This is a genomic window from Tolypothrix tenuis PCC 7101 (genome assembly GCF_963874875.1).
In the GTDB taxonomy this organism is placed as follows: Bacteria; Cyanobacteriota; Cyanobacteriia; order Cyanobacteriales; family Nostocaceae; genus Aulosira; species Aulosira tenue.
On the sequence record NZ_CAWNJS010000001.1, the window covers coordinates 6,491,948 to 6,518,879 of the forward strand.

At 38.8% G+C, this 26,932-nt stretch carries 26 protein-coding genes and 1 CRISPR repeat array; of the genes, 17 read left to right on the forward strand and 9 right to left on the reverse strand.

The window, feature by feature from the left end:
* Window positions 1-68 precede the first annotated feature (68 nt).
* Window positions 69-1,355, forward strand: a complete 1,287-nt coding sequence (locus tag AACU25_RS25670) for a sensor histidine kinase (protein ID WP_096580499.1) — start codon at window positions 69-71, stop codon at window positions 1,353-1,355.
* A 53-nt stretch (window positions 1,356-1,408) separates the two neighbouring features.
* Here the strand turns inward: AACU25_RS25670 and AACU25_RS25675 are convergent, their stop codons facing one another.
* On the reverse strand, window positions 1,409-1,792 hold the full coding sequence (locus tag AACU25_RS25675) for a hypothetical protein (protein WP_199347393.1): 384 nt from the start codon (window positions 1,790-1,792) through the stop codon (window positions 1,409-1,411).
* 259 nt (window positions 1,793-2,051) lie between these two features.
* On the opposite strand from AACU25_RS25675, the gene AACU25_RS25680 reads away from it, so the two are divergent.
* A complete protein-coding gene (locus AACU25_RS25680; protein WP_096580501.1) occupies window positions 2,052-3,560 on the forward strand; it encodes a UbiD family decarboxylase in 1,509 nt (502 codons plus the stop codon).
* Window positions 3,561-3,737: 177 nt separating this feature from the next.
* Here AACU25_RS25680 and AACU25_RS25685 read toward each other — a convergent pair whose 3' ends face one another.
* On the reverse strand, window positions 3,738-4,400 hold the full coding sequence (locus tag AACU25_RS25685) for a CAP domain-containing protein (RefSeq protein ID WP_096580503.1): 663 nt from the start codon (window positions 4,398-4,400) through the stop codon (window positions 3,738-3,740).
* A 213-nt stretch (window positions 4,401-4,613) separates the two neighbouring features.
* Here AACU25_RS25685 and AACU25_RS25690 point away from each other — a divergent pair, with 213 nt between their 5' ends.
* Both AACU25_RS25690 and AACU25_RS25695 read left to right on the forward strand, forming a co-directional pair.
* A complete protein-coding gene (locus tag AACU25_RS25690) occupies window positions 4,614-5,282 on the forward strand; it encodes a ribonuclease T2 family protein (protein ID WP_096580505.1) in 669 nt (222 codons plus the stop codon).
* A gap of 322 nt (window positions 5,283-5,604) precedes the next feature.
* A complete protein-coding gene (locus AACU25_RS25695) occupies window positions 5,605-7,215 on the forward strand; it encodes a long-chain-fatty-acid--CoA ligase (RefSeq protein WP_096580507.1) in 1,611 nt (536 codons plus the stop codon).
* 12 nt (window positions 7,216-7,227) lie between these two features.
* Here AACU25_RS25695 and AACU25_RS25700 read toward each other — a convergent pair whose 3' ends face one another.
* Window positions 7,228-7,710, reverse strand: coding sequence for a DUF2243 domain-containing protein (locus AACU25_RS25700; protein ID WP_096580509.1), 483 nt, complete (start codon window positions 7,708-7,710; stop codon window positions 7,228-7,230).
* Between the two features lie 181 nt (window positions 7,711-7,891).
* Here AACU25_RS25700 and AACU25_RS25705 point away from each other — a divergent pair, with 181 nt between their 5' ends.
* The 3 genes from AACU25_RS25705 to AACU25_RS25715 all read left to right on the forward strand — a co-directional run bounded on the left by AACU25_RS25705 (window position 7,892) and on the right by AACU25_RS25715 (window position 13,415).
* Window positions 7,892-8,371: an NADAR family protein gene (locus AACU25_RS25705; RefSeq protein ID WP_096580511.1), complete on the forward strand. Its 480-nt coding sequence runs from the start codon at window positions 7,892-7,894 to the stop codon at window positions 8,369-8,371.
* A 493-nt stretch (window positions 8,372-8,864) separates the two neighbouring features.
* Complete coding sequence (locus tag AACU25_RS25710; protein WP_096580513.1) at window positions 8,865-11,666, forward strand: GAF domain-containing protein; 2,802 nt, start codon at window positions 8,865-8,867, stop codon at window positions 11,664-11,666.
* Window positions 11,667-12,485: 819 nt separating this feature from the next.
* On the forward strand, window positions 12,486-13,415 hold the full coding sequence (locus tag AACU25_RS25715; protein WP_096580515.1) for a hypothetical protein: 930 nt from the start codon (window positions 12,486-12,488) through the stop codon (window positions 13,413-13,415).
* A 286-nt stretch (window positions 13,416-13,701) separates the two neighbouring features.
* Here the strand turns inward: AACU25_RS25715 and AACU25_RS25720 are convergent, their stop codons facing one another.
* Window positions 13,702-14,151, reverse strand: a complete 450-nt coding sequence (locus AACU25_RS25720) for an orange carotenoid protein N-terminal domain-containing protein (protein WP_096580517.1) — start codon at window positions 14,149-14,151, stop codon at window positions 13,702-13,704.
* Window positions 14,152-14,489: 338 nt separating this feature from the next.
* Between AACU25_RS25720 and AACU25_RS25725 the strand changes: the two genes are divergently transcribed.
* Window positions 14,490-15,215, forward strand: coding sequence for an ABC transporter ATP-binding protein (locus AACU25_RS25725; protein WP_096580519.1), 726 nt, complete (start codon window positions 14,490-14,492; stop codon window positions 15,213-15,215).
* 291 nt (window positions 15,216-15,506) lie between these two features.
* Here AACU25_RS25725 and AACU25_RS25730 read toward each other — a convergent pair whose 3' ends face one another.
* Window positions 15,507-16,037 (reverse strand): orange carotenoid protein N-terminal domain-containing protein, encoded by a 531-nt coding sequence (locus tag AACU25_RS25730; protein ID WP_096580521.1) that lies wholly within the window; start codon window positions 16,035-16,037, stop codon window positions 15,507-15,509.
* 215 nt (window positions 16,038-16,252) lie between these two features.
* Here AACU25_RS25730 and AACU25_RS25735 point away from each other — a divergent pair, with 215 nt between their 5' ends.
* On the forward strand, window positions 16,253-16,627 hold the full coding sequence (locus AACU25_RS25735) for a hypothetical protein (protein WP_096580524.1): 375 nt from the start codon (window positions 16,253-16,255) through the stop codon (window positions 16,625-16,627).
* A 364-nt stretch (window positions 16,628-16,991) separates the two neighbouring features.
* Here AACU25_RS25735 and AACU25_RS25740 read toward each other — a convergent pair whose 3' ends face one another.
* Window positions 16,992-17,633, reverse strand: coding sequence for an HAD-IA family hydrolase (locus AACU25_RS25740; RefSeq protein WP_096580526.1), 642 nt, complete (start codon window positions 17,631-17,633; stop codon window positions 16,992-16,994).
* Window positions 17,608-18,582: a tRNA epoxyqueuosine(34) reductase QueG gene (queG, locus tag AACU25_RS25745; RefSeq protein WP_096580528.1), complete on the reverse strand. Its 975-nt coding sequence runs from the start codon at window positions 18,580-18,582 to the stop codon at window positions 17,608-17,610. The genes AACU25_RS25740 and queG overlap by 26 nt, the downstream gene beginning before the upstream one ends.
* 134 nt (window positions 18,583-18,716) lie before the next feature.
* Here queG and AACU25_RS25750 point away from each other — a divergent pair, with 134 nt between their 5' ends.
* Complete coding sequence (locus AACU25_RS25750; RefSeq protein ID WP_096580530.1) at window positions 18,717-19,142, forward strand: nuclear transport factor 2 family protein; 426 nt, start codon at window positions 18,717-18,719, stop codon at window positions 19,140-19,142.
* Window positions 19,143-19,576: 434 nt separating this feature from the next.
* Here AACU25_RS25750 and AACU25_RS25755 read toward each other — a convergent pair whose 3' ends face one another.
* A complete protein-coding gene (locus tag AACU25_RS25755; RefSeq protein WP_096580532.1) occupies window positions 19,577-19,999 on the reverse strand; it encodes a hypothetical protein in 423 nt (140 codons plus the stop codon).
* 251 nt (window positions 20,000-20,250) lie between these two features.
* On the opposite strand from AACU25_RS25755, the gene AACU25_RS25760 reads away from it, so the two are divergent.
* The 7 genes from AACU25_RS25760 (at window position 20,251) to AACU25_RS25790 (ending at window position 25,003) form a co-directional block, all read left to right on the forward strand.
* Complete coding sequence (locus AACU25_RS25760) at window positions 20,251-20,463, forward strand: hypothetical protein (RefSeq protein WP_339382071.1); 213 nt, start codon at window positions 20,251-20,253, stop codon at window positions 20,461-20,463.
* A 368-nt stretch (window positions 20,464-20,831) separates the two neighbouring features.
* Window positions 20,832-21,587: direct repeats of the CRISPR family, unit length 36 nt; unit sequence GTTTTCAATCAATTACCCCTCCCGGGGATGGAAACA.
* Window positions 21,588-22,072: 485 nt separating this feature from the next.
* Window positions 22,073-22,270, forward strand: a complete 198-nt coding sequence (locus AACU25_RS25765) for a hypothetical protein (RefSeq protein ID WP_096580534.1) — start codon at window positions 22,073-22,075, stop codon at window positions 22,268-22,270.
* A gap of 305 nt (window positions 22,271-22,575) precedes the next feature.
* Window positions 22,576-22,830, forward strand: coding sequence for an RNA recognition motif domain-containing protein (locus AACU25_RS25770; RefSeq protein ID WP_096580536.1), 255 nt, complete (start codon window positions 22,576-22,578; stop codon window positions 22,828-22,830).
* A 147-nt stretch (window positions 22,831-22,977) separates the two neighbouring features.
* Window positions 22,978-23,187, forward strand: a complete 210-nt coding sequence (locus AACU25_RS25775) for a hypothetical protein (protein ID WP_096580538.1) — start codon at window positions 22,978-22,980, stop codon at window positions 23,185-23,187.
* A gap of 174 nt (window positions 23,188-23,361) precedes the next feature.
* Window positions 23,362-23,673 carry an RNA recognition motif domain-containing protein gene (locus AACU25_RS25780; protein ID WP_045868444.1) on the forward strand — a complete coding sequence of 104 codons (312 nt, stop codon included), beginning with the start codon at window positions 23,362-23,364 and terminating at the stop codon, window positions 23,671-23,673.
* A 363-nt stretch (window positions 23,674-24,036) separates the two neighbouring features.
* Complete coding sequence (gene trxA / locus AACU25_RS25785) at window positions 24,037-24,369, forward strand: thioredoxin (RefSeq protein WP_096580540.1); 333 nt, start codon at window positions 24,037-24,039, stop codon at window positions 24,367-24,369.
* A 199-nt stretch (window positions 24,370-24,568) separates the two neighbouring features.
* On the forward strand, window positions 24,569-25,003 hold the full coding sequence (locus tag AACU25_RS25790) for a hypothetical protein (protein ID WP_321206773.1): 435 nt from the start codon (window positions 24,569-24,571) through the stop codon (window positions 25,001-25,003).
* Window positions 25,004-25,036: 33 nt separating this feature from the next.
* On the opposite strand, the gene AACU25_RS25795 is transcribed toward AACU25_RS25790, so the two are convergent.
* Window positions 25,037-25,447 (reverse strand): hypothetical protein, encoded by a 411-nt coding sequence (locus tag AACU25_RS25795; RefSeq protein ID WP_096580544.1) that lies wholly within the window; start codon window positions 25,445-25,447, stop codon window positions 25,037-25,039.
* Window positions 25,448-26,932 lie beyond the last annotated feature (1,485 nt).

Below are 26,932 nucleotides of genomic sequence, written 5' to 3' on the forward strand. Positions count from 1 at the left end.
TAGTAAAATTGGCTGTTAAAAATGTCCGTTTTTATTTTCTATTTTTAATTATTCTAAGGAGTTCATCCATGATTGTTGAAACCACTGCCCGCACCGGAACAATTTTAGTAGTGGATGATAACCCTACCAATATTCAAGTTTTGTTTGATATTTTAAGTGAAATTGGCTACCGAGTAGCGATCGCAAAAAGTGGGGAAGCAGCTTTACAACGTCTCCAGTCTTACCATCCCGATCTGATTTTGCTAGATGTGATGATGCCGGGAATTGATGGGTTTGAAACTTGCCAACGGCTCAAATCTCAAGCAGAATTCAGCGATATTCCGGTAATTTTTATGACTGCCCTTTCGGATACAGTGGATAAGGTCAAAGGGTTAAGTTTAGGTGCAGTGGATTATATTACCAAACCCATTCAACACGAAGAAGCACTGGCTAGAATTCGAGTACATTTGCAACTGCACAATTCCCAACAAGTTCTTGAACAACGCACCACCGAACTTTCGCAAGCGCTGGAAGACTTAAAACAGGCACAGGTGCATTTAGTGCAAAGTGAGAAGATGTCTTCCCTTGGGCAATTAGTTGCAGGTTTAGCTCACGAAATTAACAACCCCGTCAACTTCATTTATGGCAATCTCAAACCTGCTGAAGAACATATCCGAGATTTAATTACTTTTGTTTCCTTATACCGAGAATGTCATCCCGAACCCCATCCGGAAATTCAAGCTTGGATGGAAGAAGTAGATGTGGATTATCTCACAGAAGACTTGCCCAAGTTGCTCAATTCTCTCAAATTGGGGAGCGATCGCATCCGTCAACTTGTTGTTTCTCTACGCAACTTCTCGCGTTTAGATGAAAGCGAACTCAAACCCGCCGATATTCACACAGGTATTGATAGTACTTTGCTGATTTTGCAACATCGCCTCAAAGGTAGCCCCGATCATCCCACAATTCAAGTCATCAAAGACTACGGACAAGTGCCAATGGTGGAATGTTACCCCAGCCAACTCAATCAAGTAGTAATGAATCTGCTGAGTAATGCTATTGATGCGCTGGAAGAGTCCAAAGTTAACACCACACCGCAAATTACCATTCGTACCTTCGTTAACAATGATCACTGGATGACGATTGCGATCGCCGATAACGGTATCGGTATCAGAGAGGAAATTCGTTCTCAACTTTTCGACCCCTTCTTCACTACCAAACCTATAGGCAAAGGTACTGGATTAGGATTGTCTATCAGCTATCAAATTATCACTCAAAAACATAACGGCAAAATTTACTGTAATTCTACTCCTGGGCAAGGAACAGAATTTATCGTGCAAATTCCACTGCAGAAAGTAATATGTTCAATTGCTTAATTTAGTGTTTAGTGTTTGGTGGTGTCTTCTATTACCAATTAAACGTTTATATTTTATCTGCCAATAACTTCTTCTAAATTGTATTTATCTCCTCTATAAGCCTGTTCTTCAGATAAATTTCTGCCTACATTCTTATTTCGATTTTGAAATTCATCTAACAACTTGTAAAAAGTGTTAAAACATTCTTGCTCATTGGCACAGTGGAGCATAATTATTTTTGCCCAAGAATTTGATGTTGATACATGATATTTCTTTTGTACCCAAGGCTGAAACTCTCGATAAAAATCCATTTCTTCTTTAGTAGCAGCAATTCCTAATTCTCTCAAAGCTGTTTTGAAGCCTACTAAAAAATGAAACAAATCGCTAACTGAAGTACTGCCAATATACATACCAGGTTTATTTCTAATTTTTTGCAAAATTTCAAATAACTTGCTCATCGCATCACAGCATCAGCACATTCATGACATTGATATAAGCCAAAATTTGCTATTATTTTACCGATTGCCTGGTATATTTCCTCATCAGATAACGCACTCACCCACGCACCCGACCTTACATAATCAATTCTTTTACCTTAATTCAGCGTAAAGTGCTTAGGCATCTTTTGCGATCGCCTGCGGTGTGAAAGGGCGAAGAATTAGCTAATAATATAAGAGAGCGCTTCACAGTTCTTAATTATTCAGCTTTACTAAAACAATGGCGAGAGATTTGCGGGGATTTATCAAACTTCTGGAAGAAAGGGGACAATTACAGCGAATTTCTGCTTTAGTTGACCCAGAGTTAGAGATTGCGGAGATTTCTAACCGAATGCTGCAAAAAGGCGGGCCGGGGTTACTGTTTGAAAATGTTAAAGGTGCATCCTTCCCGGTGGCGGTGAATTTGATGGGAACTGTGGAAAGGATCTGCTGGGCGATGAATATGCAGCATCCAGAAGAGTTGGAAACTCTGGGTAAAAAGCTGAGTATGCTGCAACAACCCAAGCCGCCAAAGAAGATTTCCCAAGCAATAGATTTTGGTAAGGTGCTGTTTGATGTCCTGAAAGCTAAACCAGGACGCGACTTCTTCCCCGCCTGTCAGCAAGTGGTAATTCAAGGCGAGGACTTGGATTTAAATAAGTTGCCTTTGATACGTCCTTATGTGGGTGATGCTGGCAAGATTATTACTCTAGGATTAGTAATTACCAAGGATTGTGAGACAGGTACACCAAATGTAGGTGTGTATCGCTTGCAACTACAGTCTAAAAATACGATGACCGTGCATTGGTTATCGGTGCGGGGTGGGGCGAGACATTTACGCAAAGCCGCAGAACAAGGTAAAAAATTAGAAATTGCGATCGCATTGGGTGTAGACCCTTTGATTATCATGGCTGCGGCGACACCCATTCCTGTAGATTTATCAGAATGGCTGTTTGCTGGGCTGTATGGTGGTTCTGGGGTGCAGTTAGCTAAGTGCAAAACTGTAGATTTGGAAGTTCCCGCAGATTCAGAGTTTGTGTTAGAAGGAACGATTACGCCAGGGGAAGTATTACCAGATGGGCCTTTTGGCGATCACATGGGTTATTACGGCGGTGTTGAAGATTCGCCATTAATCCGCTTTCAGTGTATGACACACCGCAAAGATCCGATTTACTTAACAACATTTAGCGGTCGTCCGCCCAAAGAAGAAGCGATGATGGCGATCGCACTCAATCGGATTTACACCCCAATTTTACGACAACAAGTCTCGGAAATTGTCGATTTCTTCTTACCAATGGAAGCTTTGAGTTACAAAGCGGCGATTATTTCCATTGATAAAGCATATCCCGGACAAGCAAGGCGGGCAGCTTTGGCGTTTTGGAGTGCTTTACCACAATTTACTTACACCAAATTTGTGATTGTGGTGGATAAAGATATCAATATTCGCGATCCGCGCCAAGTTGTCTGGGCGATTAGTTCTAAAGTTGACCCCACCAGGGACGTGTTTATTTTACCGAATACACCCTTTGATACTTTAGATTTCGCCAGCGAGAAAATTGGTTTAGGTGGACGCATGGGAATTGATGCTACCACCAAAATTCCCCCAGAAACCGAACATGAATGGGGCGCGCCACTAGAATCAGATCCCGATGTAGCAGCAATGGTTGATCGACGCTGGGCTGAGTATGGTTTAGCAGATTTGCAATTAGGCGAAGTTGACCCCAATCTCTTTGGCTACGATATGAGATGAGTCAATTTTAGCCTTAATATCAAATCCGGCTAATTACTAACGATATGGTTGGTCTTGTTGGTAATTGGTAATTGGTAATTGTTAAACTCTATTTTTCTTACCTATGACCCATTACCCATTACCCATTACCGACCTTCACAGATATGATAAGTCCTTAAACGGACATGATATAACCAATTATTCTGCAAACATTTGCACTGCATAAATCCGCCCGTCTACACCAGTTGCAATTCCATAGCCAAATTTGGTGTATTGAACCGCGAGAAGATTTTCTCGATGTCCATTGCTGTACATCCAACCGCGTTGAAATTTTTCGGCTTCGCCGTAGGTGAAGCCGAAACCCTGTGTATTGCTTTGCAGAATGTTTTCAGCCACCCCTTTACCGGGAGTACCGCCCAATGAAAGATAGCGATCGCGCGGACTTTTACCTTCAAGAGAAATATGACTAAAATAATTGCGCGCCAGCATATCTTCTGCATGACGTTGGGCTGCTAGGGAAAGTATGGTATCTTGCCGCAAATTAGGTAGATAATTCAAACTGCGATCGCGATTGACTAGTTCCAGGGCGAATTCTCTGATTTCTGGTAGAGAACGCAACTGTTCAGCATTCCAGATTGTAGCTTTTGGCTTACCGATGTTCCAGTCTGCGCCACCATCACCATTGTAAAGACCAGCAGCCAAAATTTTTTCTAATGAAAGTTCACTCCAGAAATAGTTAAAATCTAGCGGGTGTCCTCGTAAAGCCTGGTTAACAAAATGGAAAGTTGGTCTAGAAATGATTAGCGCTGTAAATAAGAAAAAATATCGCCACCAAATATCAACTTTGCTTTTTGTCCTCATTTTTACTTTTCCACGCTTTAGGGATGCACAAATTACTGCATAACTATATCTACATACTGACTAACTTCACCGCAGCATAGTCAGCAGTATTACTGATATTTTGCCAGAAAAGCTTGTCATAGGGAATGCCTGCGATCGCTATTGACTATTTTTTACTGCTCTGAGTTAAGGTATAGGCTGTCACTTTCATTACTGAAAAATCTCGCTCTGAATATGCAGTTCAAGAACATTCTGGTAGCATCTTCCCTGTTGATCACTAGCTTTGCTATCCCTAACGCCGTTAGCGCCCAAAATCGCGGAAATCCCGGCCAGTTTGATTTTTACGTACTGACCTTATCATGGTCACCAGATTACTGCGCCAACAATGGCGATCGCGATCCACAGCAGTGCAAAGCAGGTAAAAAACTTGGTTTTGTATTACATGGTTTGTGGCCCCAATACCAAAAGGGTTATCCAGCTAATTGTTCCTCTGAAAAATTACCGAAAAAATTAAAGCAAGAGTTTGCAGGTTTGTTTCCTAGCCCGAAACTTTATGACCATGAATGGGAAAAACATGGTACTTGTTCGGGTAAAACTCCTAAAGAATATTTAAAATTATCCAAGCAGTTAAAAGATTCTGTAGCGATTCCCACAGCTTATAATCGTCCAAGTAAACCTTTCCGCACTACTATTAATGGATTACAAAATGCATTTACTAGCGCTAATTCAGAATTAAATCCTAATGCTATAGCGCCTTATTGTTCCGGTTCTGGAAGGTTTTTGCAAGAAGTATTCTTTTGCTACTCTAAAGACGGTCAACCTGGTGTTTGTAGTGAAGAAATTATCAAACGGTCTCGCACAAGTTGCGGACAAGCAGATTTTTTGGTGAGAAATGTTAGGTAGTCAAGGGTTGGAGAGACGTGATTAATCCCATCTGTACTGCAGGGTCAAATGTAAACTAATTTTACATGAGGCTCGACTATCAGGATAGAAGTTATCTTGATTGAAAATCCTTATGCATAGATGTTTCAAGTAAATAATTTATATGGGTGGGGACACAACATATTGTGCCCCTACAATTATTGGTAACTCCTGTGTGATATGCTCCTGAGTGGGGATCTTAAATTTTTTACACTCCATTCGCATTTCTGAATTCTTAGTTATAAAAAACGACAATTCCTAATAAATTTTTGACTCTTGACCTTTGACCCTTGACTCTTTAGCCATGAACCCTGAAGCAGTTTACCGCAGCATTCTCACTCCTTTAACATTTATTAAACGAAATGCTAAAGTATATAGTCATAAAGTTGCGATTATATATAAACAAAAACGCTTCACTTACGCTGAATTTGCAGAACGGATAAATTGTCTAGCTTCAGCTTTGCGTCATGCGGGACTAGAAAAAGGCGATCGCGTCGCCTTTTTTTGTTTCAATACTCCCCCCATGCTAGAAGCCCATTTTGCTGTACCTTTAGCTGGCGGTATTTTGGTATCTATTAATACGCGTTTAGCACCACAAGAAGTTGCCTATATATTAAATGATTGTGGTGCTAAGTTTTTATTTGTTGATACAGAATTAGCAAATATTATTCGACCGATTCAAGATAGTTTAGAAACTGTCAAACAGATTATCAATATCCGTGAGATAGAAGAATTTGAGCCTTTAGCAGGTGAAGATTATGAAGCTTTTATCCAAACGGGTAGTGATGCGGAATTACCTTGGCTAATTGCTGATGAAATGGAGACAATTTCTATTAATTACACAAGTGGAACTTCTGGCAAACCCAAAGGTGTAATGTACTCCCACCGAGGCGCGTATCTGAATTCTTTAGGCGAAATTATTGAAACCACATTAACGCCTAGCTCAGTTTACCTCTGGACTTTGCCCATGTTTCACTGCAATGGTTGGTGTTTTACTTGGGCGGTAACTGCTATAGCTGGTACTCATATTTGTTTGCGTAAATTTCACCCTGGTACTGTCTGGAATTTAATTGCACAAGAGAAAGTCACACACTTCAATGCTGCGCCTGTAGTTCTAATTTCACTCCTAAATCATCCTAACTGTCCGCAAGTTTTAGCAGCACCACTCACAATCACAACAGCCGGCGCACCACCGTCACCAACTTTGATTGCCAAAATTAGCGAAATAGGCGCGAAAATTATTCACGTTTATGGTTTGACGGAAGTATATGGCCCTTATACAGCTTGTGAATATCAATCAGATTGGGAAGATTTAGATATTGCAGAAAAAGCTAAACTCATGGCGCGTCAAGGCGTACCTTATATAGGTGCAGATGGTTTGCGGGTTGTAGATAAAAATATGCATGATGTCCCTGCAGATGGTCGAACAATGGGCGAAGTGGTGATGCAAGGAAATATGGTGATGACAGGTTATTATAACGACACCAAAGCTACAGAACGTGCATTTCATGGGGGATGGTTTCACAGTGGCGATTTAGCAGTAATGCACCCAGATGGTTATATTGAAGTGCGCGATCGCATGAAAGATATCATCATTACTAGTGGTGAAAATGTCTCTAGTATTGAAGTTGAACAATGTCTTTACCGTCATGAAGCAGTATTAGAATGTGCTGTGATTTCCATCCCTCATGCTAAACGCGGTGAAGTTCCTAAAGCCTTCGTTACCCTCAAAGAAGGAATGCAAGTTACAGAACAAGAATTAATGCAATTTTGTCGCAGTCAAATTGCGGCTTTTAAATGTCCTAGTACGATTGAATTTACTTCCCTACCAAAAACTAGTACTGGCAAAATTCAAAAATATCTTTTACGGGAAAAAGAATGGGTAGGTCACGATAAAAAGATTTTTGGGGCTTAGGTTGACCTTTGATTATTCTGCTACTTTTCTAGTTTTAATCATCAACCACCCAACAACAATAAGTAGCGCTCCAAATATTAAAAATCCTATATCCCAAGCTAACTGATTTGTCCCTGGTTTCACATGATGAATGCCGAGAATTTGATGGTCAATTAGCCCTTCTACTACATTAAATAATCCAAAACCAAAAAGTATAGATCCCAGAAAAGTTTGGGATGACCAAGGAACATCTTTACGCCCACCTGCACGCCATAACAAAGCTACCCCAACTACTGTGAGTAACCAATCCAAGGCATGAAATAATCCATCCCAGACCATGTTCAAATCTATATTTGAGTCATTAGTCAGTGGTCTCACATTACTTAACATATGATGCCATTGGAGGATTTGATGCAGTACGATACCATCCACAAATCCACCTAAACCTAAACCCAGGAAAATACCAGCAGCAATTAGCGGTGTCGGTTGCTTGAGTTTCTCACTATTCGCCTCCATGCTCAACCTCGCAGATTAGCATTTTTACTACCTTAGAACTTTCACCAAAGGAATATCTTCTATCTAGAGGCAAATGCTAGCGTTGATTTGAAAGTAGAAAATTTCCTGTTAGGGAGTTTTTGCAGACTCTAATTACCATCTCCAGGCATGATATAAATTGATATTCAAGAGCAATTTTCAAATGACTATTTACTTTTACAAGGTTTGGCAGCCTTATGGCTGTTTTTCTAACTTTTCTCCGCATGGAATTCAAATCCAGGGTACTTACTGGGCAACTGTTGAGCATTATTATCAAGCACAAAAATTTGTTGGCAGTATTGATGCGGTAATTATACCCGCGATCCATAATGCCCCAACTCCAGAAGAAGCTGCTGCTTTAGGGCGATGTAGTAGTCGCCAACTCCGTTGTGATTGGGATATTGTGAAAACTCAGGTAATGCGAGAAGCTGTATTGAAAAAGTTCCTCACTCATACTGAGATTCGAGACATACTTTTAAACACGGGGAATGAAATCATAGTAGAGGATTCACCTAACGATTACTTTTGGGGTTGTGGAAAAAATAAAACTGGTCAAAACCAACTTGGTAAAGTTCTTATGAGTGTACGTGAAGAAATCCGCAAGTTAGTCTCTGTGACTGCACTTACTGAAAAATACCTGTAATATTAATTACCAAAACACACGAAAAAAATAATTTAAGGGGAATTTAGTAAATTCCCCTTAAATTGTCTTTAAACAAATATTTTTAGTGATAAGAAATTCTTTTTTATTGCAAAATCAATTTAAATATCTGTATTTTTTTATACGATATATAGATAAAAAATTAACATTTTCTAATTTGCATAGTATTACCGTATGCATCTATAAGAGCAAAGAGATAAAATAAATTACTTAATAATTAACTTTTTCTTAATCTTTCACCCTCGAGACTTCAGATTTCTCTAGAGAAATCAAAGTAAGCGTGAGTTAGCTAGACTTTTTTGATGCTGCTTTCCCTGCTTCTCGCAAGAGTGTTAAGCCGTCTCCAATCTGGTCTAAAAATTTCTTCTTTGACATGGAAGCAATTCCATAAAAGTTCCACTCACCTGCCGCTAACCAAATTTAATTAATATCAGGGTTTAAGAGTTTTATACAATTCTTTGAGTGTATATAACTAATGGTATTTACTAAGAACACTGGTGGGGTGCAGCAAACTTTTGATCCAGAAAGTTTACTACACCGAATGACTAATCAGATTAGGCGATCGCTTGAACTTCCAGACATATTAACAGCTACCGTTGCCGAGGTGCGGTCATTTTTAGGTACAGACCGGGTAATGGTCTATCGCTTTGATGCAGATGAGAGTGGCGAAGTGATTGCGGAAGCGATCCACGAACAGCGTTTACCATCTCTTTTAGGACTACACTTCCCTGCTAATGATATCCCACGGTACGCCAGAGAGATGTTTATAGCCGTGCGACAACGGGCTATTGTGGATGTATCTACAGGACAAGTCGGCTTATCGCCCTTATATTTATCAACCAGCGACCCATACCAACAAACAGAGGATATCTACTATCGACAGGTAGACCCATGTCATATTCAATACTTAACCGCTATGGGTGTACAGGCTTCGTTGGTAGTGCCAATATTACATCGCAATCTTACAGAGAAATCAGCAAAGCCAGAACTATGGGGATTGTTGGTATCACACCACAGCCAACCACGAACTATTTCCGAGTGGGAACTGAAAGTCATACAACAGGTTAGCGATCAAGTAGAAATTGCGATCGCTCAAAGCAATCTACTTAGCGAAACCCGTTTTCAGCGACAACAAGAAGGGATTATTAACCAAATCAGTATCCTGTTACATCAACTACCGACAATTCAATTGCAACAGGCTCTCAAGGCAACTATTAATGCTTTTGGTGGTATCGGTGGTAGGCTTTACATCGAACAGAGTGGAGAACTTTACACCTGGGGCGAACAACCGAAATTACCTTACGAGTTAGAAAATAGTGTCATTGAGCAGCATCCCGTATGGCAAAACTGGATAGCTCAATCCAAACCCAGTCAGGTGTGGGCAATTTCCGACCTTTATAAAGAACCCAATTTCCGAGTTTTAGCCTTAGCCTTCAAAGCTACTCCAATTCGCGGATTATTGGTAATTCCTCTACATTACCGGCTAAATTTTATTGGTGTGTTAACCATTTTTCGCCCAGAATTTGATACTGAAATCTTGTGGGCGGGACGCTGCGAGCAAAATCAGCGTCAACAACTACCCCAACTGTCCTTTGAGGTTTGGCGAGAAGAAAGGAAAGGACAAGCGCCAGAATGGAAACCAGGAGATATATTTCTCGGACAAGCCTTGTCTTATCACTTCTCAATGGCTATTCACCAGCAGCAAATGTATCAAGAAGTGCAAGGCCTCAATAGTAACTTAGAACAGCGGGTAAAAGAACAAACTGCTGAAATCAAGAAATCCCTGCATTTTACCAAAATCATCAAGCAAATCACCGAGCAAATACGCAGTTCATTAGATTTAAATATTACCCTGCAAACCATTGTCAGGGAAGTGCGATCGCTACTCAATTCCGATCGGGCGTTAATTTACAAAATATTCAGTGAGTCTGATGGTTATGTGATTGTAGAAGAGATTCATGGTAACTACGCATCAGCTTTGGGAACCACAGCCCCTCAAGAATGTTTTCCTGATGAGTATGCTCGTCTTTACAATCAGGGAAGAGTACGGGCAATTAATGATGTTGCAACCGCAGGTTTGAGTGATTGTCATCGGGAGTTCTTGGAGAATCTGCAAGTACAAGCCAACTTAATTATTCCCATCAAAATGGGTACGCAACTATGGGGTTTACTAATTGCTCATCAATGTAATGCACCCCGAAATTGGCAAGATGCAGAAATTCAGTTAATCCTACAACTAGCAGATCAGGCTGCGATCGCAATTCAGCAAGCACAACTCTACGAACAAAGTCATGCTGCTGAAAACCAGGCTAAGGCTAAAGCAGAACAGTTAGAGCGGACTCTACAACAACTGCAACATACACAAACACAATTGATTCAAACCGAAAAAATGTCTAGTTTGGGACAGTTAGTTGCAGGGGTAGCCCATGAAATTAACAACCCTGTTAACTTTATTTACGGTAACCTCACTTACGCCAATGACTACACCCAACAATTACTACAGCTTTTATATCTCTATCAATCACATTATCCCCAACCAGATAGTGAAATTCGTTTAGCAGAAAAAACGATTGATGTCGGGTTTGTGGCAGAGGATTTGCCCAAAATTATCTCCTCTATGCAAGTAGGAGCTGAGAGAATCTACTCTATAGTGCTGTCTTTACGCAATTTCTCTCGTTTAGATGAAGCAGAATTTAAGCCTGTTGATTTACACGAAGGAATTGACAACACTTTATTGATACTCCAACATCGGCTCAAATCCAATATCAATTTCCCAGGCGTGAAGTTGATGAAAGACTATGGCGAATTACCATTAGTGAAATGTTATGCCGGACAAATGAACCAGGTATTCATGAATTTGTTCACTAATGCTATTGATGCTTTAGAAACACAAGTTAAACACGATCAATCTCTCATCCCCTCAATTTGTATTTCCACTAGAGTTTCCGCCGATCAATCCTTTATCTTGATTCGGATTGCCGATAATGGTACAGGTATGACAGAAGAGGTTAAAAAGCGGATTTATGACCCATTTTTCACAACTAAGCCTGTAGGCAAAGGTACAGGTTTAGGACTCGCTATCAGTTACCAAATTATTGTAGAAAAACATGGTGGCATTATAGAGTGTGTATCAGAAGAAGGTAAAGGTACAGAGTTGTGGATAGAGTTACCTCTTAATCCCTTATGCAAAGTTAACAATCATAGCGCCAATTCTATAAAACTCAACTGTGAAAGATGGCAAATTAAACCTATTTTTTATAACTTAAACAATTCATGAGTTATTACTCATTCAGCTAAAACAATGAAGACTTTACTATTAGAGGTTTCCCCAAAACACTTAATATTTCGTTAATATCTATGAGTGTTACAAGTAAACTTTAATGACCAAAAATTATCTAGCACTTTCCAGGTGGTAATCTAATAAATGAAGCTACTAAGCTTCCCTGGCAGATATAACAGCTGCATTTGAAGTTAAATTAAGAGGTAAAAACGCTGTTTAATTTACATCTGTCTCGTCAAAAAAATAGCAACACCCAACAAAAAACCTGATATTTCCTCAAATATTTGAATTCAGGGGGCGCTGTCACTGGTTATCATAACTTTTTCACTAAAGTGATGAAATCGTAGTACATCCCTGGCTATGTTACATAATTAGAGGAAAGTGTTCAGTTAGTAGGAGTTTGGGTGTTGTTGTTTTTAAAGGGATATTTCCAGCTAGCTAATCACGATTAAATTTCAATACGCTTGGGTTAAGCTCATTAGTGATTGATTTGTCACTTAATTAAAAAAGCCAGATCAATTGGGGGATTCTCCCCCAAACCCCCGATTGGGTGACGGTTGCGTCCCCCAAACCCCCTCCAAAATTATTGTTCGGTTTTTTTGTTGAGTAAGTAGTTTTTTGGTTTTGTGATCAATTAATTTTCTTAACTGAACTGTATTGGATGAAATCTCTCTTATCTATGCACTAGCGGAAACACCCCTATTTTCAAGCCAGTGGATTGCGTCTTTTCAAGTTTTGTGATCGTTTGCGATCGCATCCGAATTATTGCGTTTACACTTTGGATTTGAGATATGAAGTCATTGAGAGGCCACTAAGATGCCTACAGATTATGTTCTCTTCGTCCACGGTGTCAAAACTCATGAAAGACCAACATTTGAGAAATTATGCAATATCTTGCTGAATCGCATTCAAAATTCTATCAACGATAAGTCTAGAGTTGTGAAGCCGATTTATTTTTTCTGGGGAGATCTGAATTTGGCTGCACAAAGGGAATTAGTCACTAATATCAAAGATTCTCCCAAATGGAACGACTTTTGGTTTAGAGATTTTCGCACAGAACAGATTCTTGAATTTGTTGGTGATGCTGCACTTTACTTAAGCCGCCATGTTGGTACCCAGGTAGTACAAAGATTCAAGTCAGAGGCTTTTAGTGTACTACAAGGTGCTAATACTAGCGATCGCCTCCATGTCATCACTCATAGTTGGGGAACAGTAATTTTATTTGACATCCTCTTTGCTCGTCGGTGGGAATCTCACGACCTAGAAGATGAGACAATCAAACTGGTTAAGGATCTGCGTAATGTCCTGTTTGGTTTAGATCCCAATCCTCAAACTGGAATCCCCCTAGCTAGTATCCATACAATGGGTTCACCATTAGCACTGTTCAGTCTGTTGAATATTAGTGGTAATGTTAACGGAGTCAGCACCCACGATTTAACACCCGATCTGCGAAGATTTTTACAAAATCTCTATAATTTGCGAAAAAAGCCGCTAAATTGGCGTAATTTTTCTCATCCTGGCGATCCCATTGCTTACCCATTAGAAGGCGTGATGTCAATGCTTTTAGACGGTAGCACTGATTATGTGAATACTCAGGATGTAATTACAGACAAGGGTAATATTTTTAACCGTCCTTTTAGCCAAAGATTAATCCCACTCATTTGGGGTGGTGAAGCTCATGGAAGCTACTGGGATAATGCATTAGTTGGTAAAACTATTAGCGAAGTTATTCAAGCAGCAATTTAAGTCAAGTAAACGGAGTGAGGGAACCGGAAAGAAAGGTCGGTTAAGGGAAAAAAGGGGAATGGGAAAAGGGAAAGAAACTTTTAACCCTTAACATTTTCCTAAAACTGTAAGGGCATGACAGTAGCGTGCCCTTAAGAATAATATACTGTCGCCAAGATGATTTAAATTGCGATCGCAATGCCAACTTCTTAGTGTTGTTTTAATCCCGTTGCCAGGTTTCATTAATTCAGAATTTAGGTACGTTCTCTTCGTAATAACGCACCTAAATTCCTAATTAAGAAATAGATTAACCCATTGCTTGCACAGCAGTAAGCATAAAATTCAATCTTTGATCAAACTCTAGCTTTTTAACTTGTGCTGTAAATTCCTCTGTGCCATTAGGAAGCTGATAATCAGAAGGCATTGGGATGATGGTTCCATTTTCCATTCCTTGTGCTAACAGCAACCAAACCTCTAGTTTGGCATTAGGACTGAGCGCGTTGTAACCACGGTTAATTTCACCACTACCACCCTTAATTAGGTCGCGTTGTGCTTGCAATTGCTCTTGTTGAGACAAGTCTTGTATGTGATCGAAAACAGCTCTTGCAGGAGTATCAACGCTGTTAGGAGGCGCTGGGTTGAGCTGAGGTTTCAAATCTAGGTAACCGTACCAAAGTAAAGCGAGTTGAGTATCTACATCAAAGCGTTGAAATCTTTCTAAAGCTGGTCTTGTGGTTTCGTCAACTGTGTAGGTCATAAAAACTCCAAATTAGGCGAATTTTCTTAGCTTTTGCAATTACTAAGAAAAATTTCTTGCAGTTACTCCACATAACTTAACGAATGATTCTAGAGGCATAATCCTACAAAAGATAGAAACAATACTTACACTGTCAGACAGATGTAGATACATTAATCACCGTTTAAGTTGTCTCATCTGGGCGGGCAAGATTCTCACCCCACAAAAGATTGAGAAAGTTTAATATGTAATTAGATGTGTTTGGTATTACCCTCTGAATAACAACAGAGCAAGTTACTCAACTTGCTGAATAAAGAGGTTATAAAAAATCAAAATTAGAGAAAAATAACAAATAAGAAATGACAAATAACAAATTCCCAATTATTAGATTAGAAAATATCTTTAAAGTTTACGGTAGCGGTGAAACAGAAGTCAAAGCACTTAATAATGTGAATTTGGCTATCGATGAAGGTGAATATTGTTCAATTATGGGGCCTTCTGGTTCCGGTAAATCTACAGCTATGAATATCATCGGCTGTCTGGATTGCCCTACTTCTGGGAGCTACTATTTAGATAACGTCGATGTGGCGCAAATGAATGATAAAGCATTGGCGCATATTCGCAATATTAAACTAGGGTTTGTCTTCCAACAATTTCATTTATTACCCCAACTAACAGCCTTAGAAAATGTGATGTTACCAATGGCTTATGCGGGAGTTGATGCGAAAGAAAGACGCGATCGCGCTACGGAAGCTTTGATTAGAGTTGGCTTAGAAAAGCGTCTTTCTAACAAGCCCACGCAACTATCAGGCGGACAACAACAAAGAGTAGCGATCGCCCGTGCTATTGTCAACCGTCCTGTGGTGCTGTTAGCGGATGAACCCACTGGCGCACTCGATTCTCGCACTACCCAAGAAGTTATGGATATCTTTAGCGAGTTAAACGCCAGTGGAATTACAGTTGTTATGGTTACCCACGAACCAGAGGTAGCGCGTCAAACTGCGCGCATAGTTTGGTTTCGTGATGGTGAGGTTATTCACTCTCACCTCACCCCAGCAGATTTAAACCAGATGGCGGTGTCTTAGAGGTTGTTTGAAAAGTTTTTCCCTGTGATTTTAATTGCACTGTTACCCCCCTTAATCCCCCCTTGTCAAGGGGGGAGACCGGAAAATCCAGTTCCCTCCCCTTTCTAAGGGGAGGGCTAGGGTGGGGTAAAAAATATTTGATACACTACTACAGACTTTTCAAACATCCTCTTAGCAACTCAATACTTGTCGGTTAAGGGGAAAAGGGAAAGCAAAAAAGGGGAAGGGGAAAAGGGGTAAGAAAAACCTTTAACCCTTACCCTTTCACCTTTTCCCCAAATTAAATGAAGCTTATAAACTTGGGGTTTTTCCAGTTTGTGCTTGGGTTTCTACAGGTTTGACATCACTGTAGCCCATGTTTCCTACAATGGTTCGCATCACAGACATTTGTTGCTCAAACTCTAATCCTTCGATTTGAGAAAGTAAATTGTCCATTGTATCTGTAGTTTCGTAATTATCTGGTAGATCAACTACTTTATCTCCCATTGCTACAGCCCAAGCATACCAAACTAATAGCTGATTATTTTCTTTTAAAGCACCATAGGCACGAGAATAATCGCTATCTTCGCAATTAACAATTTGGCGCATAATTGTTAATTGTTCTTCATCAGATAAATCTAAATAATCTCCTAATAAAATTGGTGCTAAATTGGGTTCTGCAGCAGCAGGTGCGGCTGGAGTAATTGAATCTCCCATCTTTTCATAAACAAAATAAAACCATGCTAATTTTGCATCGGTATCCAATTTATTAAAAGCTTCTACAACTTTTTGAGTTTCATTAGTTAAAGCTTGAGGAACGCTGTGATTTTGGCTAGCAGTCATTATTTATCTCCAAGGCAATTTAACATATCAAATTAAGGGTTAACAGAATTTAATAATCAGAATCGACTTCCACAAGAAAGAGATTTATTTATAGCAATTTGCAGTTTTTATCTATCTTCTAATAGAGGTAAAAATATCTCCTAAGGTGCCAATGATTTTATAGATTGCTTTGATAGGATGACCACAGCAAGCGAAAAAATACCTAGGAGTCAATTATGCCTGATGAAATCAAGCCCAATGTCAGCGAAGCACCTACCCATGACGCACAGTTAGCAGCAGAAAACATAGCGGCTGGTGAAGAAAAAGCGCCTCAAGTAGATTTTGAAGCTGATTACGCTGCTGCACAAAAACTGAGTGTCAGTGAGATTGATCGCACAGGTGAAGGTGCGAAAGCCGCTGAAGCAGCAACAGCGCCTAAATATGAAGTTTCCAAACCAGAAGAAACTAGACTCGAAACCCAAGCAACTGGTAATCCTGATGATTTTGCAGACATGGCTAAGGATGTTGCAGGTTCTAGAAATGAAGGTGTAGCTAGTATTGATGATGATTTAGTAAAAAAAGCTTTGGAAAAGGGTGAAGCAAAAAGTTGATAATTCGTAATTCGTAATTCGTAGTTAGTAATTCGTAATTACAAATATTAGAACACTCGATCTATGAGGGCAATACTTGTCGGTTAAGGGGGAAAAGGTTAAGGGGAAAGGGACAAGAAAAGACCTTTAACCCTTACCCTTTCACCTTTTCCCCCAACCAAATTAAGAGTTGACAATCCTTAACCGAGCAGTATTGTCTATGAGGGTGGCACTATGATGGTTAGTGTAATTTACAGAATGTAATTACGAATATACAGTGTATTTCGTTAGGGTACAGCCATGTTACCTAAAATTACATGAACATCACACTTTGCAATCTGCTGTGTGATGTTTTCAATGAGGTGGTAACAGCTGTAACTACGAATTACGAATTTTTCCTATTTACTACCGTCAACAATTCACTAGGATGGTGAATTAAAAAATCTGGTTTTTGTTTTGCTAATATTTCTGGGGAATTAAAACCCCAAGTTACGGCAATTACTTGAATATTTGCTTTCTTTGAAGCTTCTATATCTCTAGTTTCGTCACCAACATAAATCACTTGTTGCGGTTTTAGTTGCCTTTGCTTTAAGACATTATTGATAATCGTCTTTTTGCCAAAAATTGTGACCCCTGAGTAGATAAAATCGAATAAATTATCTAACTCATTAATTTTGAGAAATTCATTGACATTATCTTTAGAGTTAGAAGTAATAATTCCCAAACTATAACCTTCAGCCTTGAGTTCTATTAAGGCTTCTTTGATTCCGGGAATTGGTTGAAACTCGTGAATTTTGTCTTTTAACTCTCCTTTAACTTTCTTTACTAAAAAAGGGATTTTAAATACAGAGATACCTGAGTATTTAATAATTTCCCTTGATGTTAAATTTTTCAGGAGTGCTAGCTCCTGCTGGGTAATTGGGACATAGCCAAATTCTACAGCCAAACGATTAGCAATGCTGACAAGAGCGTCTACTGTATCTGCAATCGTGCCATCAAAATCAAAAATAATCACTGTCTGCGTCATTCTGTTGCCTAGATGCGTCTAGATTAGCACGGGCATTACGTCTCAACATTTCTGGTTTAATCCGTCGCAAGGCTGAGGCTGTAAATTGTCGCTCCCACTCCTCTTCTGAGATTTCTGCTAATTCTAGCAGCTTCGGTGCCAGATTCCCAGGATAAGGATTAAATTGTTCCACATCTGTGCTTTTTGCAAAACGTTGATTCCACGGACATACATCTTGGCAGATATCACACCCTGCAACCCAGCCTTGTAAGTGGGGTTTAACGTTTGGGGGTAATTGTTCTGCCCGATTTTCAATTGTATGATACGCAATGCAGCGATTAGCATCTACTACATAGGGTTGTGTGATTGCACTAGTAGGGCAAGCTTCTAAACAGCGCGTACAGGTACCACAATGTTCTGTAGCTGGGCGATCGCACTCTAGTTCCAAATTGGTGATAATCTCTCCTAAAAAGACCCAAGAACCATATTCCCTGGTAATTACATTGCCGTTTTTGGCAATCCAGCCAATACCAGATTTTTGCGCCCATAATTTGTCTTGTACGGGGCCTGTATCTGCATAATAACGCGCCTGGATATTTTCACTCAGTGATTGTACCCAATTATTTAGTGCTTTAAGTTTCTTATGCATCACCTTGTGATAATCTCGTCCCCAGCCGTAACGAGAAATATTACCGTATTCCTTACCTTCGGGACGTTGATGTGGTGTGTAGTAATTGAGCGCTACACAAATTAGCGATCGCGCTTCTGGCATTATCAAGTGGATATCCTGACGCTTGGGGTTAGCCATCCATGCCATTTCGGCGTTATAACCCAGTGCTAGCCATGCTTGCAAACGCTGTGCTGCTGTTTCATCTACCCCATCCACAGCCGCAATTCCGACTTTGTGAAATCCCAACTCCTGCGCTTTTTTCTTTACTACATCACTGGTGGTTATGCTAGAGCTATTCATTTCTCTTATTTAAATTTTGCCTCTATCCAGAGAACGACTTAATCATAACAAAGCAATATATACCGATAGCAGCTTTTATTTGACTGTGTTTGCCATGAATATTGATGTTTAGCTAGCCTCAAAAAAGTAATTTTATGACTACTGCTGAATTTAACAGGAAAACAGACACAAGAGAATTATCGATTGAGGGAATTACAGAACCGACTATTCTACGTTACTTTGAAGCTTTGAATGCTGGAGATTTTGCGGCAACATCTGCCTTATTTGCTGAGGATGGTATTATGTATCCACCCTTTGAATCTGGTTTTGTGGGGACAGATGCGATCGCAACTTATTTAAAACAAGAAGCTCAAGGTATTAAAGCCCAACCGCACCAAGGAATTATTGAGAGTTTGCCAAACGAGCAAATTCAAGTTCAGGTAGCAGGAAAAGCCTTTACATCCTGGTGTGGTGTTAACGTTACTTGGTTATTTATTCTCAACCAACAACGCCAAATTATTGAAGCCAAAATTAAACTCTTAGCTTCTCCCCAAGAATTACTCGCTATGCGTCGTGATTAAGTATTTTGTATTCGGTTAAAGGGGAAGGGGGAAAGGGAAAGGGTAAGGGAAAGAAAAAACCTTTAATCCTTCACCTTTTCCCCAAAAAACTTATACCAATTCAAATAATGTTGGCGACAGATAAATTCTTTATAAGGGCACGGCATCCTCAATCTTTTGGCATATCAAATATCTTACTGGTGCCCATTGGTGTCAACTTAAGCTAAAAGCTATATACGGCGAGTGTTGTACAAATACCTCGCGCCCTCATCCCCTAACCCCTTCTCCCGCAGGAGAAGGGGAACTAAATCTCTTGCTCCCCTCTCCTGGTGGGAGAGGGGCTGGGGGTGAGGGCGAAACCTTGCAACTAAGCGGATTTCACGTTAAGTTGACACCAATGCCTTGCTATTGCCCAGATCCCCGACTTTTTGAAAAATTCGGGGATCTAAATCTCGCTAAACTGAGTGACTTTTAACCTTGCCATTGCCATTCACACTGGCTATGATTGCTTCTTCCCCAGTAGGCTCAATTGAAGATTCGCCTCGCAGTCCCTTGCGGCGTTGGTTTTTCGGAACTCCTCCCGCCATACCATACTCTACACTGCTTTTGCCATATTTAGTTGCAACACCCATCAGCATATGTTCTGTCATATCTGCTAGCTGACGCTCGGTTGCCAGCATTTCAGTATACAACCTATCCAAATTAGCAAGCGCACTGTTGTAGGCATTTTCTTGATCTCGCATTGTCTCAATGTGGTTGGAATAGGCAAATAAAGTCAATCCATTACCTGCATCTAAATGTGGATCAATTGATTTAATGCCAGCCGCACGACGCACTGCTTTAATTAACACATCGGAAGTTCTTTGTCTTCTAGCCATATTTAAGATGCACCTTCTAATTTTGTTCTCAGTTAACAATTAAGTAAAAATACAGGCTTGATTGCAGAATTACTTCATCGGGTTTTTGACCGTTTACCGTGGAATTATTAACTGATTTAATCTTATTTACCTTAAAAAATTTCCTATCGATCAGCCTGAGAGAATTTTGGCAAATCTCAAATAAATTTAGCTACATAGTAATACTACGATTTTTCAAAGAAATTACCCAAATTAATCAACCAAAGTAACTTTTGAGAAAACAATATTTGCTTTGGCTTGCTAAATACACCGAAATGAGAAAGCAAAAGCAGCTTTTGAGAAAGCAATATCTGCTTTGGCTTGCTAAATACACTGAAATGAGAAAGCAAAAGCAGCTTTTGAGAAAGCAATATCTGCTTTGGCTTGCTAAATACACTGAAATGAGAAAACCAAAGCAGCTTTTGAGAAAGCAAAAGGAGATTTGAAGAAAGCAATACTTGCTTTTGCTGATTAAATTGCTGTGAGGCAGAGATTGCCTTGCAGAATTGGCTATGCTACTATTTATACCAATCGCTGCACCTTGAAAATTCAATAAATATATATCTTTGGCTTGTAACCTCATGGTTAGTTTCCTTCAGCCATTGTGTTAAAAAATGTAACCTGAGGGGGTCGTGCAAAAGCTCAAATGCTGATTCTTGCGTAGACCCCCTCAGATGACTTACTCTATAAGGGTTTGAGTTACTTGAAGGCTGTCCATATTGTCAATAAATGTGGCTTGTTGACAGGTGAAACATACCCCTCTCAGTTTTACGGTTCTGTAAGCCTTATTCAGTAAGCTCTCTACAAGGTTAGGGTTTTCAATCAATTACCCCTCCCGGGGATGGAAACATTTCCTTACCAGTTTGCAGATTGGCTGAATTAACTGTTTTCAATCAATTACCCCTCCCGGGGATGGAAACTAGTTCCTACGGAACCTATAAGAGTGTAAAGGATTTTTGTTTTCAATCAATTACCCCTCCCGGGGATGGAAACAATCCGAAAAGCAAAAATAGAATTAGCCATATAAGGTTTTCAATCAATTACCCCTCCCGGGGATGGAAACATTATTGCTTTTGCAGTAAACAATACTCTACTTAAATGTTTTCAATCAATTACCCCTCCCGGGGATGGAAACATAAACGTAAACTCCTCTGCAAATTTTTCAAAGAGTTTTCAATCAATTACCCCTCCCGGGGATGGAAACAATTCTACACTGCTTAGGAAAGCGAAATAGAATATTCCGTTTTCAATCAATTACCCCTCACGGGGATGGAAACAAAGTTGAATTGCTGCTCCACGCTTGTGCATATGCAGTTTTCAATCAATTACCCCTCACGGGGATGGAAACTGTTGTTCGATAGCAGCTTTCTGGGCCTCAAGGTCTTTTTGTTTTCAATCAATTACCCCTCACGGGGATGGAAACTCAAAGCTTGCAAAGGCGTTAAAGCCTTTAACACTCACAGTTTTCAATCAATTACCCCTCACGGGGATGGAAACAGTTTCAACTGCGTATACCACCGCTCCGAAAATTTGTGTTTTCAATCAATTACCCCTCACGGGGATGAAAAAGCAGAGAGTTTTAGGGGAAGTAGTGCGATCGCATTTTGCAGCATGACTTGAACTAAGGGGAAGAGAAAATGTGAGAGTGTGGGGATGCGATCGCATTCTTTATAGATGTAAATAAACTGTCAAATCTCAAGAAATATATAAAGAAATACAAAGATATATCAAGAAGAAACTTTTTAGTATTATCTGTAGTACACCCTCAAACCAAATAATACCGTTAAATTTGTATTACCTTCTATGGCTATGATTGAAACTACTCCAGATAATAATTAAATTTTTTAGGTTAAATCAAAAGCCATAATCACTTAGCTGTATAGCTTACAAAGATATTTACTTGTGGTGATCAGCACTTGTAAAGTTTCATCAATCTCATCACAGATGCAAGTGTTATGTTTAGAGCAACGAGAAATATTTTCGGCTATGTGAATCAGCCCATAACACCTTTCCGGAACTAACTCTCTACACAGTATTTAATTCGGAAAGATAACAATGAATGTACAAATACCTACATTTATCTCACCCAGCTTTGCTCGGTTTGTAGCTTCAGAACTAGACCCAAACTCATTAAGCAAAAAAGATATCACTAATTGCTTAAAAGCCTTGGGCATTAACGACCCAGAAATTTTAACTTTGAAGTGGAAACAAGAATTGTGGTTTCAACTACAAATTGCTGCTGTTTATAGTTAAACTTCCACCTCAAAAATACATAATTACGCAACAATTGCATAAGTTGTACATTTCACTCACTAATTGCCTTATCAGTTGCATTTTCTTACAAAAAATATTTATTATTTTGGTCAATTACCCTAGTTTAGGCTCTTGATGAAATTTTAAGCTAAAAATCAAGCTGCTCAAGCTTGTACTGATTTGAATGTGTTTAAAATTTAAAACCATGTTACTATTAAATTATTGAGAAATATTTTTGGTCAAGTGACTATAGAGATACCTCTCCAAATCTAAATCTCTACATTCTGTTAGTTCGGAGATATTCTATGTCAGTTTATATTGGTAATCTATCCCATGAAATTGAAGATGAGGATATCAGACAAGTCTTTTTAATGTATGGGTCTGTAAAAAGAATACTAGTATCTACCAAGCAAAAATCAGGCGAGAAGCGAGGTTTTGCCATTGTTCAAATGGACAAAGACAGCGACGAAGTAGCAGCGATTAATGGATTACAAGGTACTGAATGGATGGGTTATAGCCTGAAAGTTAATAGAGCTAAGACTGTCGTAGACGCAGCTTAAGCTTGTCTGAGTGTATATATTACGCTGAAATATTTTAATTATTGTTGTGCTTACATAGAAACCAAAAGAAAGTCCCACCAAAATCGGGTCAAAAACATCCCCATAAATACTATGGTTGAGATGAAAATTTGTATAAGCGAGTAGAAATTGAAAATTAAAGCATTGGATGTCAAAGCAGGCGATCGCATATTTGCATACTGTAAAAACAAACGGCAAATGTGTAAGGTGAAAGAAATATTAGATCAAGGTCAGACTAATGTCACACTCTCAGTATTTACCAGTGGACATTATCGCGGCTGCTTAGTCTCATGCGTAGTCAGGTTTCAGCGAGAAGCTTTAGTGGAATTAGTTAGCTAATATTATTTTTTCCATCTTTCACCTAAAAGGAAATTTCTATGCCATAATAGGAGATGAGAATTAATTCGGTTAACAGCTTTTGTTTTTAGTATTGACAGGCTTTTTGTTTTTGGTATTTACAAACTTTTCTCCGAAATTTAAATCTCTACATATTTACAATTTCGGAGACAATCTATGTCAGTTTATGTAGGCAATCTTTCTTACGAAGTTACTGAAGCTACCCTAAATGCAGTGTTTGCAGAATATGGTTCTGTAAAGCGCGTTCAGCTACCTACAGATAGAGAAACAGGCCGTTTACGCGGCTTTGGCTTTGTTGAAATGGGTACAGATGCAGAAGAAAATGCTGCTATTGAAGCTCTTGATGGCGCTGAGTGGATGGGAAGAGACTTAAAAGTCAATAAGGCTAAACCCAGAGAAGAAAGAGGCGGCTCATTTGGTGGTGGCGGTGGTAACCGTGGTAATTACGGTGGACGTAACCGTTACTAAGCCTCACTAATTTAGCTACTTGACCTAACTCGTTAGATCAATTAATTCACTTGATGTATTAGTGGCTCAAGCAGAAATGCCTGAGCCTTTTTTTATACAATTTTGACTTTGAAATCAAACAAGAAGTCATTAAACTTCTTGCAAAAGTCAGGAAAAGGAGGAAGAAGGACAGATTTTGTATCTACCCTTTCCCCTTTCCCCTTTAACCTTTTCCCAGCAGTCTATTACCTTGTGCAATAAATTATTAGCCTTTTATAAAGAAAATTTTTGTATCGCTTTGTAGGTAAAATATTAAATATTCATTGACATAATGTCGCTAAAAACTGTTTTTGAACTTTTAGTTTAATATTGAGGAATTCCAAAATGTCTACAGATACTGATTTAGTTGCTTATATCCAAGAAAGTGAATTTGAAACTCTTTTAAGTGAAGAAAACATTCTTGTAGTTGACTTTACTGCTACTTGGTGTGGCCCTTGTCGTCTGGTTGCCCCCTTAATGGAGCAACTTGCCCAAGAATACAAAGATAGTGCAAAAGTCGTTAAGGTAGATGTGGATAACAACAAACCATTGTTAAAAAAATTTGGTCTTCGCAGTATTCCAGCAGTTTTAATTTTCAAAAACGGTGAATTATTAGAAACTATTGTTGGAGTTTCTCCTTACGAGAAATTTAGCAGTGCTGTCTCTCAGCTTCTCTAGCTTGTTTTGCAGGTAATTTTTAGTTCTCCCATCCTTTTGGGAGTTACTAAGCATAATTTTCTTACCCCTAAAAATTCTTCTAGATATCCCATCTACACAATAATTAAGTGTAGTAACTATGAACCCAGAAGCCAAACACATTGTTAGCGAACTTAGGAGTGAATTCTACTCTCTTTTCGCTGCTGCTATGAAAACTCCAGTGAAAATAAGTAGTACATCTTATAGTAGTAACTCTCCCATCGCATCTTGGATAGATAACAGAGAACAACTAAATTATGTAAACATCTACGCTTATACAGCACCAGATGAAATTAACCCATTACGCCCATTCATTCTGCGGTTGGCTATTAATAAAAGCGCTCTTCAATTTATGATGGCTAAAAAATGGCAAAAATCTCGAGGGCTAAATCTCCTATGGGAATTTGAGTTAACTATCTTACCCACAGAAATTTTAGATTTTCTTCCTTGGATAGTTAGCTTAGTTGAAGCCCAGAATCAAGTTGCACCTTCGCTATTACAACCGCCACCCCATCCATTTGAATTAAAAGTGCCAAATTTTGCGTTATGTAATAACTTATGGACTTTAGAAGCTTGTCTTCTCACAAAAGGAAAGGTGATGGAGCCAGCATTTTAGTGGCTACCTTCCAACACAACCATAATTGATTAACTACTGCAAGTTTTCTGCACTTGCATCTCTATTAATATCTACTGAGCTATTAGTATCAATACCTGTAGATTCCTTGGTAAAAGACTTTAGCGTTGAAGCTAAAGCAAGTTGAGAAGCTACTTGATAAGCTACCTCTTTCGATATTTCTTGTTGGTTGAGCAATTCCACAAAACTTTCAAAATCACGCATTACACAATATCTGTGCAATGCAGCTTTATTTTCTATAAGATGAAATTTTTCGTCAATCTTTGCTTTTGCTTCCTTTTCAGCCTCAGCAATGGAATTGACGAATCCGCCATTATGACATAATTCTCCAAAAATTTTATAGTAATAAGCTTTTCTGCTTAATGATTCCTCTTCAATGTGAATGGAATGAAACTTGTATTCAATTTTGTATTTTTTAGATTCCATAAATATATGACACTAAAGGATGCAGGAAGAATAATCTTGAATTTCTTTCTCTTCCAGATTGGAGGGATAGCAAATTTATGACTATGGCAATCTAATCTAATTATTGAAATCGCTGGCGCAGTGAACTAACAGACAAACCTGTCAATAACCAAGAGTAAAAGCTTGCGATTAATAAAAACAAAATTTTTGTACCATTTTATTCTCATCTTCAAGATTAACACGATATTCCATTAATCTATAGAATATATCTCTAAAGTCTGAGTTATATATTTTACAAATGTCAGTTTTTGTCTTCTAGCTTGATTTTAAATGAAATATCGCGAAACAGCACTATATAGGCTCTGTATAGATGATGTATTTTATATAACTCATCTCTCATCTAACTCTCAATTTAAGCGCGCGCGATACTAAACCCTTTCCCTAATAAAAATTGCTAGAATTAATACCTTATATCTAGAAATAAAGTTAATAAACTATAAATTAGTTAGACATGAGCAATAATTGAAAAATTGGAAAATAATTTGACTTATGAAAAATAAATTAGTAAATCTATGCTAATGTAAAAACAGGAATCAAAAAGTAAGAATGCAAAAAGACTTCAAGACAATATTGAGGTAACTCGATAAAGTCCTTTTGCTCTGGTAAGTCCGCTTCAATATCGTTATGTTTTTTAGTAACGATTATAAAAGCCAGAACATCAAGATAATCACCTTAGTAATGGCTTGAAGTCAATCATAGCTTGCTTAGGTAATAGCCAAGTAATCTTTGGCTATGCTAGTTAGTTAAATAGCCAGAACCAATTCCTCTTAGAGTCTAGGGAGAAAGACTCTTTGTACATCCTGGCAATCCCAAAGAATTTAGAATGGTTACTTAACTTGAGAAACTATGTTCTCAGATTTGCTTACTAGGAAAATTAAAATTCCCAGCAGAGTAGATACCGTTCCAAGAAATTTAGGAATTTAACTAAATTGTCAAAATTCACCAATATACTGCCTAAACCATAGTGTTAAAGGTTGTGAATGCAGAAACTTACCTTGTAATTGGGGAGTTATTTTCCTGCATTAATAGCAATAGCATGAAGTGATTTTTTAGGAATAATTGCAAGAAATACTAAAAAGCGATCGCTCGTTATTTTAGGATATAAAATCAGGCAATTATGGCATAAGCAAAATAGATAACTTGTAACAAACATTAAAAGTAAACTGCAATTTTGGTGGGTTGGGTATAGGACAAAAATCCTGCAAAGGTTGAAATTGCTAAACTCAAAACTCTTAATGTCTGAACCAGTGATGACGGTTTAGTTACAACAATCTAGAATGCTCATGCCCAGATTTTTCTGATAGAAACTCCTCACACGCAAGAGCCATCTTTGCAATAGTCCTTAAACACACATCAAATCTTCGTCTATGCAACCTTTTACTATTATTTGCCTGGTGTGTTGCTTGGCAAAAACTATATGCAACTACCAAGAGTTTAGTCTCAGTT